Origin of the sequence: Sporobacter termitidis DSM 10068, from assembly GCF_900130065.1 — a bacterium.
Taxonomy (GTDB): Bacteria; Bacillota; Clostridia; order Oscillospirales; family Oscillospiraceae; genus Sporobacter; species Sporobacter termitidis.
The window spans coordinates 161433-176919 of sequence record NZ_FQXV01000005.1 but is presented as its reverse complement, the minus strand read 5'-3'; the positions used below and the strand labels follow the sequence as shown (position 1 = coordinate 176919).

16 protein-coding genes and 2 riboswitches are annotated in these 15487 nt (G+C 58.7%); of the genes, 14 read left to right on the top strand and 2 right to left on the bottom strand.

Features of this window, described 5'->3' with window-relative positions:
• Positions 1-40 precede the first annotated feature (40 nt).
• A complete protein-coding gene (locus BUB60_RS19760) occupies positions 41-448 on the bottom strand; it encodes a hypothetical protein (RefSeq protein ID WP_143162310.1) in 408 nt (135 codons plus the stop codon).
• A gap of 217 nt (positions 449-665) precedes the next feature.
• Between BUB60_RS19760 and BUB60_RS08970 the strand changes: the two genes are divergently transcribed.
• Entirely contained in the window at positions 666-899 is a 234-nt protein-coding gene (locus BUB60_RS08970) for a hypothetical protein (RefSeq protein WP_073077928.1), read from the top strand.
• 94 nt (positions 900-993) lie between these two features.
• On the opposite strand, the gene BUB60_RS08965 is transcribed toward BUB60_RS08970, so the two are convergent.
• Entirely contained in the window at positions 994-1437 is a 444-nt protein-coding gene (locus BUB60_RS08965; protein ID WP_073077926.1) for a hypothetical protein, read from the bottom strand.
• Positions 1438-1786: 349 nt separating this feature from the next.
• Between BUB60_RS08965 and cbiM the strand changes: the two genes are divergently transcribed.
• The 13 genes from cbiM to BUB60_RS08900 all read left to right on the top strand — a co-directional run bounded on the left by cbiM (position 1787) and on the right by BUB60_RS08900 (position 15474).
• On the top strand, positions 1787-2788 hold the full coding sequence (cbiM, locus tag BUB60_RS08960) for a cobalt transporter CbiM (protein WP_073077924.1): 1002 nt from the start codon (positions 1787-1789) through the stop codon (positions 2786-2788).
• A 23-nt stretch (positions 2789-2811) separates the two neighbouring features.
• Entirely contained in the window at positions 2812-3597 is a 786-nt protein-coding gene (locus BUB60_RS08955) for an energy-coupling factor transporter transmembrane component T family protein (RefSeq protein WP_073077922.1), read from the top strand.
• Positions 3598-3605: 8 nt separating this feature from the next.
• Positions 3606-4391, top strand: a complete 786-nt coding sequence (locus BUB60_RS08950) for an energy-coupling factor ABC transporter ATP-binding protein (RefSeq protein WP_073077920.1) — start codon at positions 3606-3608, stop codon at positions 4389-4391.
• A gap of 74 nt (positions 4392-4465) precedes the next feature.
• Positions 4466-4684: riboswitch (cobalamin riboswitch) on the top strand.
• 126 nt (positions 4685-4810) lie between these two features.
• Positions 4811-5734: a cobalt ECF transporter T component CbiQ gene (cbiQ, locus tag BUB60_RS08945; protein WP_084726362.1), complete on the top strand. Its 924-nt coding sequence runs from the start codon at positions 4811-4813 to the stop codon at positions 5732-5734.
• A gap of 4 nt (positions 5735-5738) precedes the next feature.
• Positions 5739-6593 carry an energy-coupling factor ABC transporter ATP-binding protein gene (locus BUB60_RS08940; RefSeq protein ID WP_073077919.1) on the top strand — a complete coding sequence of 285 codons (855 nt, stop codon included), beginning with the start codon at positions 5739-5741 and terminating at the stop codon, positions 6591-6593.
• Between the two features lie 21 nt (positions 6594-6614).
• The gene (locus BUB60_RS08935) at positions 6615-7361 is read left to right on the top strand and encodes an energy-coupling factor ABC transporter permease (protein ID WP_073077918.1); all 747 of its coding nucleotides are present in this window, start codon (positions 6615-6617) and stop codon (positions 7359-7361) included.
• A 4-nt stretch (positions 7362-7365) separates the two neighbouring features.
• Positions 7366-7719 (top strand): energy-coupling factor ABC transporter substrate-binding protein, encoded by a 354-nt coding sequence (locus tag BUB60_RS08930; protein ID WP_073077917.1) that lies wholly within the window; start codon positions 7366-7368, stop codon positions 7717-7719.
• Positions 7720-7833: 114 nt separating this feature from the next.
• A riboswitch (cobalamin riboswitch) is annotated at positions 7834-8040 on the top strand.
• Between the two features lie 262 nt (positions 8041-8302).
• The gene (locus tag BUB60_RS08925) at positions 8303-8458 is read left to right on the top strand and encodes a DUF2292 domain-containing protein (protein WP_073077916.1); all 156 of its coding nucleotides are present in this window, start codon (positions 8303-8305) and stop codon (positions 8456-8458) included.
• Between the two features lie 323 nt (positions 8459-8781).
• On the top strand, positions 8782-9150 hold the full coding sequence (locus BUB60_RS19755) for a homing endonuclease associated repeat-containing protein (protein WP_143162309.1): 369 nt from the start codon (positions 8782-8784) through the stop codon (positions 9148-9150).
• A 66-nt stretch (positions 9151-9216) separates the two neighbouring features.
• Complete coding sequence (locus BUB60_RS08915) at positions 9217-10872, top strand: S-layer homology domain-containing protein (protein WP_073077914.1); 1656 nt, start codon at positions 9217-9219, stop codon at positions 10870-10872.
• A 12-nt stretch (positions 10873-10884) separates the two neighbouring features.
• A complete protein-coding gene (locus tag BUB60_RS08910) occupies positions 10885-11844 on the top strand; it encodes a DUF4430 domain-containing protein (RefSeq protein WP_242941175.1) in 960 nt (319 codons plus the stop codon).
• 7 nt (positions 11845-11851) lie between these two features.
• Positions 11852-12748, top strand: a complete 897-nt coding sequence (locus tag BUB60_RS08905; RefSeq protein WP_073077913.1) for an energy-coupling factor transporter transmembrane component T — start codon at positions 11852-11854, stop codon at positions 12746-12748.
• Positions 12721-15474 carry an ATP-binding cassette domain-containing protein gene (locus tag BUB60_RS08900; protein ID WP_073077912.1) on the top strand — a complete coding sequence of 918 codons (2754 nt, stop codon included), beginning with the start codon at positions 12721-12723 and terminating at the stop codon, positions 15472-15474. Before BUB60_RS08905 ends, BUB60_RS08900 begins: the two co-directional genes overlap by 28 nt.
• Positions 15475-15487 lie beyond the last annotated feature (13 nt).

Below are 15487 nucleotides of genomic sequence, written 5' to 3'. Positions count from 1 at the left end.
AGGGTAAATTTTCTTTTATGATATCGAATGATATCGAAATTTAAACGGGCGGCCACCATGTCGCTCCGATTTTGTGGGGGGCGGTATTTTGGAAACCGGTCGGGAGATACAAAAGCAGGTCGAATTCCTCTACCAGGCCGCCGCGAGACAGCTGTATAATATGGCGCTTTATACCGTTGGGGACCGGGAGGCGGCCGAGGAAATCACAATCCATGCGTTTACCGGGGCTTTTCGTAAGTGTTCGGACAAAACGAACGTCGATTTGTTCAAAGAGCAAAGCATCAAATTGATATACCGGCACGGCAGAAAGCTTCAAAGAAGCCCGGACCGGCGCTGCACGGCTCCTGAGACGGCAGGTCAGATAAGCGCCGGAAAAAAAGAATTTATTCAGATGCTGAGCGGCCTCAGCTTTGACGAACGGTATATTTTGCTGCTTTTTTGCTGGCATGGCTTCTCTGTCCGGCAAATCGCAAAGGCGATCGGCCGGCCGGTATTTCTGACAAGGAGACACTTTGAGTCCGCGATTCATAAAGCGGTGAATTACAGGACGAGCTGTGTAGACTGAATAATTTATCGGCTATTACCGGCGCGTTAAACCTCCGCCGCGTGATTTAAACGCGGGATTCTGCGCACAATAGCGGCATAGACGATTTAGGAGGTTTTATATGAGTTGTTCCAGTATCAAGCATCGGTTTGACCAGCTGCAGGCGAGCGGCGGGATTGATTTCAACGCGGCAGTCTCCCTGTATAACGAGCTGAAGGGCTCGCTGGACGCGCACAGGCTGGAGCTTTCCGAGTTGCAGCAAACGGGAGACAGCGCGCAGCTGTCTCATCTGCAGCAGCATATCAAGGACGGGGAAGACATGCTGTCGTCCCTGCAGAAAATGTCGCTGCATTGATTTTGGCAAAAGCTCTTTGCCTTTATAACGACGACACCCCTTCACATGTCGGCATCATGTAAAGGGGTGCTTTTTTATTGCGCACAGTGTTTTGCTATTCGATGATTTCACCCTCGGTAAAAACCGTTGTTAGCTGTACCGGGATGTCCTTTTTGCTCCGCCGCACGGCGTCGACCGCGGCGTCGGCAAGCCCCAGGCAGCACGGCGCGTCCATCCGGACGACGGCGATGCTCAGTATTTCGTTGGAGCGGACGATTTCCGCCAGCTTTTCCGTGAAGCCGGCGCCGTCCAGCTCGGGGCAGCCGATCATCAGCACGCGGTTCCTGAGCAGGCCGCTGTGGAAGTTTTCATAAGAGTAGGCGGCGCAGTCGGCAGACAGGATGAGATGTGCTTTGTGAAAGTATGGGGATACCGACGATATGAGCCTCAGCTTCAGCGGCCATTGACACAGGTGTGCCTGGCCGGGGCCTTTGCTGAACATTTGCTTTCCAAACGAATCGATGTCATTCCAGGGCATCGCCCGCGGATCTGCGTCCATTTGAATCAACCTTTCCCGCCCGGAGCGTTTGTTACCGCAACTATACACCGCTCTGCGGAAAGTTTGAAGCTCCCCCGAGGGATACCGGCGCTTTTATGCCGCGTATCCCCACCCCTGTCAATGCCGCCGATACCTGGACATTTGCGCCTGTTTTTGCCGGATACATCCGCCCCCGGGGGATAATCCTTTATGGATACTTCACAGAGAACCGGCAGCCGGTATACGTTTCCTTATGGATATGGATTAATTATTGAATTTTTATCCCCCCAGGGAGCTTGCCGAATCAATGCGTTGTGGTAGTATGAATTCGGAAATCATGACACATCTTCAAGCAGAGAGGGAGATATTGATGCATATACCCGACAATTATCTCAGCCCCGCCACATGCGCTGTCCTGGGCGCGGCGATGGTGCCGGTTCTCGGCGTATCCATCAAAAAGGTCAAAGAGGAAATTTCAAAGGCCAAGCTGCCGCAGCTCGGCATCGGCGCCGCGTTTTCATTTCTGACCATGATGTTCAACGTGCCCCTGCCGGGCGGTACGACGGGCCACGCGGTGGGAGGGACGTTGATCGCCATCCTGCTCGGCCCGTATTCGGCGTGCCTGGCGGTTTCGGTGGCGCTGCTGATCCAGGCGCTGATGTTCGGCGACGGCGGCATTCTCGCTTTTGGCGCGAACGCCTTCAATATGGCGTTTGTCCTGCCTTTTGTCGGATATTTTGTTTACAAGTTCATCAGGGATCGTGTACAATCGGAAAAAGGCGAAATCATCGGCGCCGCCGTCGGCTCCTATTTCGGCATCAACGTGGCGGCGCTTTGCGCGGCGATCGAATTCGGCCTCCAGCCCCTGCTCTTCAAAGGCGCCGACGGGCAGCCGCTTTACTGCCCGTATCCGCTTTCGGTATCGATCCCGGCGATGCTTATCCCGCATCTGCTCGTGGCCGGCGTGGTGGAACTGCTGTTCACGGTGTTTATCTACGCCTTTATCAGAAAAGTGTCCCCAGGTATGATATACGAAGGGGCAAAAAAGAAATCCAAGGCCGTTTACGGCCTGATCGTCGCCCTGATCTGTCTGACGCCGCTCGGCCTGCTGGCAACGGGGACCGCGTGGGGCGAGTGGGGTATGGATGAGATCCAGGAGGTCATCACAGGCGGCAGCGCGCTCAATTACACGCCGTCAGGCATGGCAAACGGGTTCAGCTTTAGCGCGCTGATGCCGGACTATTCCGTCAGCGGCCTGCCCGATGCCGTGGGCTACATCGCGTCCGCCGTGGTCGGCGTCGCGCTGGTTATCATCATCTTCAAGATTATCGCCGCGTTTAAGAAAGACGCCGCCGCAAAGACGAAAGCGTAACAAACGATCCAAGGAGTAAACGGATGCCTGAGTGGCTTCAAAAAAACGAAAATTATATGCCGCGGGAAGACAAGGATACTTTTATTAATAAAAGTATCCTGTCTTTCTTGGCGCTTATCGCCCGGATAAAGGCACAGGATAAAAAAGAAGACCGGTTTCAGGCGAACGCGTTCTTCAGGGTCCTGTTTACCCTGATGCTGGTCGTCTTTGTGTCGGTCTCCAGGACATTTTCATTTATTTATCTGGTGATTGCCTATCTTCTCCTCCTCCTGTGCTTTATGCCCGGCAGGGAGATTGCCAAGATCCTGCGTACCGGTCTGGTCATGACGTTGTTTACGGCGATCATTCTGCTCCCGACGGTGTTCTATGGGAACACGTACAGTATTTTTATCATACCGGTCAAGGTGCTTGTCTCGATCATCGCCGTCAATATCCTCTCCTACGCGACGCGGTGGGACCAGATCACCATAGCCCTGAAACGCTTCCACGTGCCGGACCTGATGATATTTATTCTGGATATCACGCTCAAATATATCGTCATGCTCGGCGAGTTTTCCGTGGAGATGCTTTACGCGCTGCGGCTGAGGTCCGTGGGCAAAAACGCCGGCAAATACAATGCTCTCTCCGGCGTTGCCGGGACGCTGTTTTTAAAGTCCCGCGACATGGCGGAGGATATGTACGCGGCCATGGAATGCCGCGGGTTCACCGGCGAATACCGCATCTGCCAGAAATTCAGGTTCGGGCTTGCCGACGCGGCCTATCTCCTCATCAACGCCGGGATAATTTATATCTTTATTCGTCTTTACTGAGGTCAATCATGATAGAACTTCAAAACGTCTCCTTCTCTTACGAGGGGCATCGGGCCCTCAACGATATCAGTCTTAAAATTGAAAAAGGCGAGTCCGTCTCTCTGCTGGGGGCGAACGGGACAGGGAAGTCCACGCTCCTGAAGCTGCTGTGCGGCATCGTCACGCCGGACAGCGGCACATACGCGTTTGACGGCAGGGAGATCACCCAGAAGGCCCTGAAGGACCCTAAATTTTCAAAGCAGTTTCATCAGCGGATCGGCTTTGTATTCCAGAACTCCGATACGCAGCTGTTTTGCACGAATGTCTTCGATGAGGTGGCGTTCGGCCCGCGCCAGATGGGCTACGACGAGCGCGCGGTCGAGGAGCGGGTGGAGAGCTGCCTGTCCCTGCTGGAGCTGCAGGACTATAAGGACAGGCAGCCGTATCATCTGAGCGGCGGCGAAAAAAAGAAGGTGGCCATTGCCAGCGTTCTGGCCATGAATCCGGAAGTCCTGGTGCTGGACGAGCCGATGAACGGCCTCGATCCCAAAACGGAGCGCTGGCTGGCGGGCTTTCTCGTCGAGCTTTTGAGCTCCGGCAAGACGCTGATCGTCTCCACCCATAACCTCGAGCTCGTGCAGGAGATATCAAAAAGGGCCGTCCTGTTCGACAGCACGCACGCCATCGCCGCCGACCTGCAGACGCACCGGCTGCTCGACGATATCGAACTGTTAAAGCGCGTTAATCTTGTGGACAAGTACTATCACAGGCATGACGACGGCGGGCACGGACACTATCATATTCACAATTACTGATCGCGATTGCTGGAGGAAATACCCTGAACAATGGGCATTGACAAGCAAAATGAAATGTGATACATTACGCGTGTAAATTAAATATTATTTCAAGTGTCCCCTTTGGTGTATGGCCTTTGGGGAAGAATAGGGAACCGTGTGCAAATCACGGACGGTACCGCCGCTGTAAACGCTGAAGGGCGCGCTCGTCGACGAAAGTCGGTCACTGGGAAACTGGGAAGGCAGAGCACGTGCCGCAGGAGGAATCTCCTATAAGCGTCAGTCAGAAGACCTGCTCTGAAATCGCCTTTGTTGCCGACAGGCAAAGAGGCAAAGGATTTGTGCGGAATACGGCTGCAACAATCTACATGATTGTTGCAGTCGTTTTATTTTGCCCAATCGGCCTTCCGTTTGGGAGAAGGATATCGGAGAAAAGTGGCATGGGAAAATTCATTGTTTTAGCGGCCCTGCTCCTGCTGCCCGTACTTATATTTACCATAGTGCGCCGGACCGGCCGCAAGCATCCCGCCGGGCACGAACACGGCCCGGCGCATACCCACCGTCATATCGGGCACAAGCACGGCGGAATGCTTTCTATCGATTATTTCGCGTATTCCTCAAAAATCAGGGGCTGGAATCCCGCTTTCAAGGTCGTTCTGTCGGTCCTGACCATCGTTTTGTGCATCGCGCTCGACAATGTGTACGTCTCCGCCGTGGTGATCGTTTCAATGGCCTATTTGGTCATCGCGGCGGGCGGGCTGCCGCCGCGCGACTATCTGTCGGTGCTGACCATTCCGCTGACCTTTATATTGATCAGCATCCTCGCCATCGTCGTCGATTTTTCGGCGGGGCCGGTCGGCCAGTGGCACGTGCATATCGGCTTTGGCTATCTTTACACAACGGCGCCCATGCTCAAAAAAGGCGTCTTCCTGATGCTGAAGATCCTGGCGGCCGTCAGCGCGCTGCAGCTGATGATCCTCACAACCCCGTCCTCGGAGATCATTTCCGTACTGAGAAAGGCCCGCGTGCCGGGGATTCTGGTGGATTTGATGAATTTGATCTACCGGTTCATTTTCATCCTGATGGACGTCTTCGCCAGGATGAAAAACGCCGCGGAGTCCCGCTTGGGGTATCGTGATTTTAAAACCTCGTGCTACACGTTCGGCAGTGTGGCCAGCAATCTGCTGATTCTGTCGCTGAAAAAAGCGGGCGCCTATTATGACGCCATGGAAGCCCGCTGCTATGACGGCGAGCTGCTGTTCCTGGAAGAGGAGAAGAAAGCTGACATCAAGGTGGTTATCCCGGCGGCGGCCTTTGTGCTGTACCTGCTGCTGCTGTGGTACCTGACAAGACAGGCGGTTTGAGCGCATGAAAAAAAGAATTCTGAAAGCGGACAATCTCAGCTACGTCTACGGCAACGGGAAGACGGCGCTGGACGGGGTCACCGTCGAGATTTACGAGGGCGAAAAGATCGCCGTGATCGGCGCCAACGGGTCGGGAAAGTCCACGTTTTTTCTCAATATAAACGGTGTGTATGCGCCGACGTCGGGAGAGATCGTCTTCAGGGACATGACTGTCAACAAAAAGACCCTGAACGAGCTGCGGAAAAATGTCGGCATCGTTTTTCAGGACGCGGACAATCAGATCATCGCCTCGACGGTCAAGGCGGACGTGGGCTTCGGGCCGATGAATCTGAAGCTGCCCAAAGAAGAGGTGCTCGAGCGCGTTGCACAGGCGCTGGCCTACATGAACCTGACCGGCTTTGAGGACCGCCCCCCGCACTATCTGAGCGGCGGCGAAAAGAAGCGCGTCAGCATCGCCGGCATCGTGGCGATGAAGCCGGAGGTCCTGATTTTCGATGAGCCGACAGCATCGCTGGACCCCATCAACGCCATGATGCTGGAAGAGGTGCTGGCAAAGCTCGGCGCCGAGGGGAAAACCATGCTGATCTCCACCCACGACGTGGATTTTACATATCGGTGGGCCGAGCGCGTCCTCGTCTTCTGCAACGGGAAAATCATCGCCGACGGTACCCCGCTGGAGATATTCCAAAACGGCGAGGTGCTCCGGCAGGCAAACCTGAAGCGGCCGGCCATGCTGGAGGTTTACGAGCTGCTCGTTGAAAGCGGCGTGCTGGCGGCGGCAAACGCTTATCCCCGGCAGACGCAGGAGCTGAAGGAAGTCCTGCGGGACAGCAAAGTCATTTTAGGCGATCCGGCCTGAAATATATAAGGAGGAAGTTTTATGAAGAAAAAGCAAAAGATCGCATTGACCGTTTCCGCTGTCATCGCGCTCGCCCTTGGGGTCGTTCCGGCTGCCGGCGCGATGCACATCATGGAGGGCTATCTGCCGGTGGCTTACTGCATTGCGTGGGGGGTCATATGCATCCCGTTCCTGGTAGCGGGCTGGTTCTCCATCAAAAAGACCCTGACGGGACACCGGAAGTCCATCACGATCCTCGCCATGACGGGCGCGTTCATTTTCGTCCTTTCCTCACTAAAGATTCCGTCCGTTACCGGCAGCTGCTCGCATATGACGGGCACGGGGCTCGGCGCGATTTTGTTCGGCGCCACGGCCGTCAGCATCCTGGGCATCATCGTGCTGATCTTCCAGGCCATTCTGCTGGCGCACGGCGGCCTGACGACCCTGGGCGCCAACACGTTCTCCATGGCCATCGCCGGCCCCCTCGTTTCGCTGGGTATCTACAAGCTGAGCAAGGTCCTGAAGATCAACAAGCATGTGGGTATTTTCCTGGCCGCGGCTCTGGGCGATTTGTTTACCTACTGCGTCACCAGCGTGCAGCTGGCGCTGGCGTACCCGTCGGCCCAGGGCGGCGTGGCCACGTCGGCCGTCAAGTTCCTGGCCGTATTTGCGCCGACACAGGTCCCGCTGGCAGTCATCGAGGGCCTGCTGACAGTCGTTATTATCTTTGGCCTTGAGACATACGCGAAAAATGAGCTGACAGAAATCGGATTTTTAAAGGTGGGCTGAGACGATGAAAACACGAACAAAGGTTATTATTTTACTTGTTATTGTCCTGCTGATCGCGCTGATCCCGCTGTTTGCGCTGAAAGGCGCCGAATTCGGCGGCTCCGACGACGCGGGCAGCCAGGTGGTCAACGAGATTACGGGCGGCGATTATCAGCCGTGGTTCACGCCCGTCATGGAAAGCTGGATCGGCGGAGAGCTGCCCGGCGAAATCGAAAGCCTGCTCTTCTGCGTCCAGACGGGCATCGGCGTCGGCATCATCGCTTTCGTGATGGGCCGGCTGGTGGAACGCAATAAAAAGGAAAAGACAAAGTCAGGCAAGAGCGGGGATTCCGGCGACAGCAATATCGCCATAGGATAACCGCCGCCCTGCCAAAGCTCGGCAAAGATTTTATTTATTCCTTTCGGCATGCGTTGACAATTTTAGAATTTTATGCTATACTTAACTCAAGTCAATATTATTTCGAGTGTCTCCCTGGGCGGAATGGACCATGGTCCGGCAGCCTCTGGAGAAGGATAGGAAATCGGGTGTGAATCCCGAGCGGAACCGCCGCTGTATGCGCCGAGGCCGCGCTCGTCGACGAAAGTCGGTCACTGGGAAACCGGGAAGGCAGAGCGTGGGCCGCAGGAGTAACTCTCCGTAAGCGTGAGCCAGAAGACCTGCTTTGAAATTGCTCTGTCGGCCGGTGGGATATGACAGGGCTGTTGAACGCACAGGAATTCGGCTGTGGTGATCTTTAAGGTCATCACAGCCGTTTTATTTTTCCGGCCATAAGCACACATGTTCCCTTGATAAAAGAGCTTACCTCTTGTTCCCTCGCTTGACATTTCTCCTGTACCGGGTGTGCGCCGGGCAGCCTTGCGACAGCTGCCCGGTCCGACACTCCCACCCAGGCGGGGAAGCAATGACAATAGATCAAAAAGCCGTAACAGGATGTGAGAAAATGCCTGAAAAACGACAGGACACCGCCGTTTTAAATGAGCAGGAAAAGCATTTGCTTCAGATGATACGCGATATAAAATTCGGAGAGCTGCATATCTTCGTCACAGAGGGTAAACCGGTCCGGGTGGAGGAAATCAAAAAAAGCATAAAACTGTAGCCGAGAACCGACTGAACAACGGAGGTTCGGCAAGGCGGGAGCATCCCGCCTTGCCGGGCCTCTTTTCGTTTGAAAACCGGTTTTGTAAAGATACATATTTATTTATCCGGGAAAACAGGCTCATGCGCTTTGCGGAGAACCTGGCGAAACAACCCAAATTTGTAACCCACGCGAGGAAGGCGGTGAAACTCCGCCGCGGGCTTACCCCCGCCGTCAAAGCCGGCAGCTCTTTCCGCGCCGTATCCCGGATGGGGAAGGCCTTTGTAAAAAGTGCCGGGACTCCCTCTGAAACGAGGGAGTCTCCTTGTTATGGAGGCTTGTCAATGGATGGGCAACAATCAACCTCGGAGCATATCCGCCGGCTTCGGAGAAAGCTGACGGAGGACGCGGCGCGGGCCGGCGAAGCCGTTGACGGCTCGTGCCGCCGGGAGTGGATCGATCCGCACCTCTGGCGGCAGTACATGGGCGAGGCCGGCCGGCGGCTTTACAACAGCTTTACCGACGAGGAGCTCCTGGATATCCTGCGTTTGACCGCCGCCGAGCTGGGGCACACCCCCTCGCAAAAGGAAATATTCTGCGTCTACCGCGCTTATATCCGCCGCCGCTTCACCAATTGGCCGACAGCCCTGCGGGCGGCCGGACTGAAGGCGCCAAAGCAGAAACGGAGAGGGGATGAAGAGCAGCAGGCTTGAGGCTTCATATGCACATTTAAGACTCTGGTACGGAGAAGAAAAACACATTTCAAGGAGGGCATATCAATGAAAGCAATGAGCAAAGCGTTATCGGTATTTCTTATCCTCATACTGGCGATAAGTGCGGCCGTCCCGGCGATGGCCGCGGACAAAACCGCGCTGCAAAGCGACGTTGCCGGCACGGCGGCATACATGTACAAAACGGTGCCCGACCCGCTGGTGGGCAGCATCGGCGGCGAGTGGGCCGTTATAGGCCTCGCCCGGAGCGGCTATGACGTGCCGGACACGTATTATCAGAACTATTACGCCACCGTGGAAGCCTACGTCAAAGAGCACTCCGGCGTCCTCGACGAGAGAAAATACACCGAGTATTCCCGCGTCACCGTGGCGCTCACGGCCATCGGCAGGGACCCGGCCAATGTGGCGGGCTACAACCTGCTCACGCCCCTGGGCGACTTTGACAAAACCATATGGCAGGGGATCAACGGCCCCATCTGGGCGCTCATCGCGCTGGATTCCGGCAGCTACGCCATGCCGAAGAATACCGGCGCGAAGACGCAGGCCACGCGCCAGATGTACGTAGACGAGATTTTGTCGCGCCAGCTGGCTGACGGCGGCTGGTCCCTCACCGGCAAGGGCGGCAGCGCCGAGGCGGCCGATCCCGATCTCACCGGCATGGCGCTGCAGGCGCTGGCCAAATATATGAGCGACAATGACGTCAAGACAGCCGTGGACAAGGCGCTCACGTGCCTGTCGGGGCTGCAGACGTCAAGCGGCGGATTTTTCTCATGGGGCGCCGCCAGCTCTGAGAGCGTGGTCCAAGTGCTTGTGGGCCTGTGCGAGCTGGGCGTCAGTGTTGACGACAGCCGCTTCGTCAAAAACGAAAAAACGCTTCTGGACAATCTCCTGACATACCGGCAGCAGGACGGCAGCTTCGAGCACACCGCCGACGGCAGCGGCTCCAACCAGATGGCCACCGAGCAGGGCTTCTACGGCATCGTCGCGGCGCTGCGGGCCGCCGAGGGTAAAAGCAGCCTCTACCGCATGAGCGACGCGATCAAAACCGGCGGAGACACCAGCGGCCCGAAAGCGGGCGAGGGTCTTGCGGGCAAAAACGCCGACGTCAGGCCCGTACCCGTCGCCTATCCGGGCAAGACCTTCAGCGATATTGCCGGCGAGAGCGCCCAGGCCAGCCGGCCCGCCATCGAGGCGCTGGCCGAGCGCGGCATCATCAGCGGAAAGACGGACACCACGTTTGACCCGGACGCCACGATGACCCGCGCCGAGTTTGCCGCCATGGTGGTGCGCGGGCTTGGCCTGACGCCCAAAGCCGGCGGCGCGTTTACGGACGTTCCGCCGTCCGAGTGGTATGCCGCCTATGTCGGCACGGTGAGCAGCTACGGCATCGCGGGCGGCGTCACGGCGGAGACCTTCGCCCCGCAGAGCGCAATCACCCGGGAGGAGGCGGCCGTCATGCTCGCGCGGGCGGCGGCGCTCTGCGGGCTGGACACAGCCCTGGACGGCGGCGCGGTGCGCGACGTTCTGGCGCAGTTTACCGACTATACGGCGTCCTCCGACTGGGCGCGGCAGGCTCTGGCCTTTTGCTACCAGGAAGGTATCCTGCCGGAAGAGGATATCCAGATCCGGCCAAAGGACCCGGCCAAGCGCTCCGAGGTCGCACAGATGCTGTTCGGCATGCTCGGAGACGCCAATCTTCTGTAAGGGGGCGCGGCCTTGAAAAATCTGTTCAAAAAGCATCGCTGGAAAGCGGTCGGCGCTCTGCTTGTCCTCTGCGCGCTGGGCTTTGCGTTCTGGTACGGCGGGAACGCGCCGGGGCTGCGGGGCTGGACCGCCGTGCCCCCGTCCGCCGCGTCGTCCGATGTCGAGGCGGCGTATCATACAGAGCCCGGCGCGTCGCCGTCCGGCGTATCGCCGGCCGCCGTCACGTCCGACGCGCCCGAATCGCCCGGGGCGTCCGCGACCCCGGATAGGCAGCCCTCCGCGCCCCCGTCCGCCGCGCCTTCGGCCGAACCGGCGTCGCCGCCGCCGGGCTCGACCGGCGGTAAGGCGCTCTCCGCCGATGAAAAGGTGGCGCTGGCCAAAGCCCTGACAGGGGGAAAATCCTCCGAAGGCGTCGAGCAAGGGTCGAAGGCGTACGCCGAAGCCCAGGGGATGACGCTGGACCCCACGACGGGCAAGGATCAATATAAGACCGCCCCCGTGCCGTCCGGCAAGCCGGTGCCGGTGGAGCCGGACAACGCCGTCGTCACGGATGAGGCGCATACCTGCACGCTTTCCGTCCGCTGCGACGTCCTCCTGGACAATATATCCTGGCTGGATCCGGACAAGGTCGAGCTGGTGCCCGAGGACGGCGTCATCTTTCCCGCCACAGCAGTGACGTTTTACGAGGGAGAGAGCGTTTTTAATGTTCTCCAGCGCGAGATGAAAAAAGCCGGGATACAGATGGAGTTCAAAAACACGCCCATGTACAACTCGGCGTACATCAAGGGGATCGGCAATCTCTACGAGTTTGACTGCGGAGAGCTCTCCGGCTGGCTGTACAAGGTCAACGACTGGTTTCCCAATTACGGCTGCTCCCGTTATCAGCTGAAGGAGGGCGACGTGATCGAGTGGGTCTACACCACCGACCTGGGCGCCGACGTGGGCGGCTATTATGCCGCCGGCGGGTCGTGAGGCGCCTATGGTCAGCAAAGACACGTTTTCCGGCTATCACCCCTCTGTGAGTTTTTTGTACTTCGGCCTGGTCTTCGCGTTTTCCATGACGCTGGCGCATCCGGTCTGCCTGGGGATATCGCTGGCCTGTGCCGCGGCGTATTCGATTTACCTGAACGGGAGAAAAGCCGTCCGGTTCCATCTGCTTTTTATACTGCCGATGTTTTTGGTGACGGCGCTTGTCAACCCCGCCTTCAGCCATGAGGGCGGGACGATCCTGGCGTATTTCCCCGGCGGCAATCCCCTGACGCTGGAGTCCGTCGCTTACGGCGTCGGGGCCGCCGCGATGCTGGCGTCGGTGATCGTCTGGTTTTCCTGCTACAGCGCCGTGATGACCTCGGATAAATTCGTATACCTGTTCGGGCGGGTCATCCCGGCCATGTCGCTCGTCCTGTCCATGACGCTCCGCTTCGTCCCCAAATTCAAGGCGCAGATCAAAGCGGTGTCGAATGCGCAGAGGTGCGTGGGGCGGGACGCGTCGAGCGGCGGCGTTTTTCAGAGAGCGCGAAACGGCGTCACCATCCTGTCGATCCTGGTCACCTGGGCGCTGGAAAACGCCATCGAGACAGCCGACAGCATGAAAAGCCGGGGCTATGGCCTCCGCGGCCGCACGGCCTTCTCCATCTACCGCTTCGACAAGCGCGACCGGGCCGCGCTCCTGTTTCTGCTGTTCTGCGGGGCGTATCTTATTCTGGGCGCGTTTCTCGGCGCGCTGCGCTGGCGGTATTATCCGACAATAAAGGGCGTCGCGGCGGGGCCTTACCCCGCCAGCGCCTTTCTCGTATACCTGGCGCTCTGCATAACGCCGGTATTTCTCAATCTTATGGAGGATAGAAAATGGAAAGCTTTACGGTCCGCGGCCTGACCTTTACATATCCCGAGCAGACGAGAAAGGCCTTGGACGGCTTGAGCTTTTCTGTAAAACAAGGGGAGCTCGTCGCGCTCGTCGGCCCTTCCGGGTGCGGCAAATCAACGCTTTTGCGGCATTTTAAAACGGTGCTGGCGCCGCACGGCGCCCTGAGCGGCGAAATATTATTCGAGGGGCAGCCGCTGGCCGCCATACCCCAGCGGGAACAGAGCGCCCGCATCGGCTTCGTGATGCAGAATCCCGACAACCAGCTTGTCACCGACAAGGTCTGGCACGAGCTGGCGTTCGGCCTGGAGAGCCTCGGCTGCGACACGCCGGCGATCCGGGGCCGCGTGGCGGAGATGACGAGCTTCTTCGGCATACAGTCCTGGTTTTATAAGGACGTCACGGAGCTGTCCGGCGGCCAGAAGCAGCTGTTGAATCTGGCCTCAATCATGGCGATGCAGCCGTCCGTGCTGATCCTGGACGAGCCGACAAGCCAGCTGGACCCGATTGCGGCGGCGGATTTCCTGGCGACGGTGGGCAAGATCAACCGCGAGCTGGGGACAAGCGTCATCATAACGGAGCATCGCCTGGAGGAGGTGCTCCCCATGTGCGACCGCGTCCTCGTCATGGACGAGGGACGGCTGCTCTGCGAGGGCTCCCCGCAGGCGGTGGGTGAGAGGCTGAAGGCGGCCGGGCATGCCATGTTCCTTTCCATGCCCGCGCCGACGCGCATCTACGCGGCCGTTCCCAACGATCAGCAGTGCCCGATCACGGTGCGGGACGGCAGGCTGTGGCTCGACGAATTCGCGCGCCGCCACGAAATCCATGCCCCCGAGGCGGGCACAGAGAAAGCCGGGCCGGAGCCCGGCGCCGTCCCGGCCGTTGAAATGACCGACGTGTGGTTCAAGTACGGCAAAGACACGCCGGACGTGCTGCGCGGGCTGTCCTTCAAGGCGTACCGGGGCGAGCTCCTGGCCATCCTCGGCGGGAACGGGACGGGGAAAACAACGGCCCTGTCGCTCGTTTCCGGCGTCAGCAGGCCCTACAGGGGCAAGGTCCTGCTGGAGGGGACGCCGCTTGCGGGGCGGGAGAGCGGCCTTTTTGAAGGGCTGCTGGGCGTGCTGCCGCAAAATCCGCAGGCGCTGTTCGTCAAAAATAACGTGCGGGAGGACCTGCTGGAAATGCTGAAGGGCAGCCGCCTGCCCGGAGAAGAAAAGGAGCGGAGAATACGGCGCGTGTCGCGCCTGTGCCGGCTGGACGCGCTGCTCTCCCGCCACCCGTACGACCTGTCCGGCGGCGAGCAGCAGCGGGCTGCGCTGGCAAAGGTGCTGCTTTCAGAGCCGAGAATACTCCTGCTGGATGAGCCCACAAAGGGACTTGACGCGGAATTCAAGCAAGTCTTTGCCGAAATACTCAAAAGCCTTTTGCGGCGCGGCGTCGCCATCGTCATGGTGAGCCATGACATCGAGTTCTGCGCCGAATACGCGCACCGCTGCGCGTTATTTTTCGACGGGGGCATCGTCACCGACGGCCCGCCGCGCGCGTTTTTTTCCGGCAACAGCTTTTACACCACCTCGGCCAACCGTATGGCCCGGCACCTGCTCGCCGGCGCCGTCACGGCGGAGGACGTGATCGTCGCCTGCGGCGGGACTGTCCCGTGCCCCCCGCCTCTGCCCCCCGAGGACGGCGATATGCCGCCGCTCAATGAAGGAAGGCCGGTGGAGGACGCGCCCGCAAGGCTCCCCCTGTGGCGGAAGCTTCTGGCCGGCGCCGCCGGTGCCGTCGCGCTCGCCGCGGCGTATATCTCTCTCAGGGAACCGGACATACCCTGGCTGTTCAGCGGCGGCAGGCTCGGCCTTTACGCCGTTTTGATCGGCGCGCTGCTCCTCCTTGCCGCCGCGGTCGGACAGAAAAGCGGCCGGCCGATTGAAAACGAACAGATACCGGTGGGTAAGCGCAGGCTGTCAAAGCGCACCCTCGCCGCCGCGGTGATGATCGTGCTGGCGATCCCCCTGACGATCTATATCGGCATCTATTATTTCGGGGACCGCAAGTATTATTTTATTTCCCTTCTGATCCTTCTGGAAACGATGCTCCCGTTCTTCCTCGTTTTTGAGGGCAGAAAGCCCCAGGCCCGGGAGCTCATCGTCATCTCTGTCCTGTGTGCCATCGGGGTGGCCGGGCGGGCCGCTTTTTTCATGCTGCCGCAGTTCAAGCCGGTGGCGGCGCTGGTGATCATCTCCGGCGTGGCCTTCGGCGGAGAAACGGGCTTTCTTGTGGGCGCGGTCACCATGCTGGCGTCCAACGTCCTGTTCGGGCAGGGCCCCTGGACGCCGTGGCAGATGTTTGCCATGGGCGTGATCGGGTTCCTGGCCGGCGTGCTGTTCAGGAAAGGCGTGCTCCGCCGGAGCCGCCTGCCGCTCTGTATTTTCGGGGGGCTCGCGGCCATCGCCATTTACGGCGGCGTAATGAACCCCTCCTACGTCGTCTTGTATAACGCTCATCCCACGTGGCCGATGTTTTTAAGCGCTTATCTTATGGGCTTTCCCTTCGATTTAATCCACGCCGCCGCTACCGCCATTTTTCTCTGGCTCGCGTCCCGGCCCATGCTGGAAAAGCTGGACCGGATCAAGGTGAAATACGGGCTCGTGGAAGCAAGGGCGGAGGCGGACAGCCCGCCGGAGGAAGCTCCGCCGGCCAAAACGTCTCCTGTGTATCAGGCGAAGCACGCCAGATAGGCAGGGCGTAAAA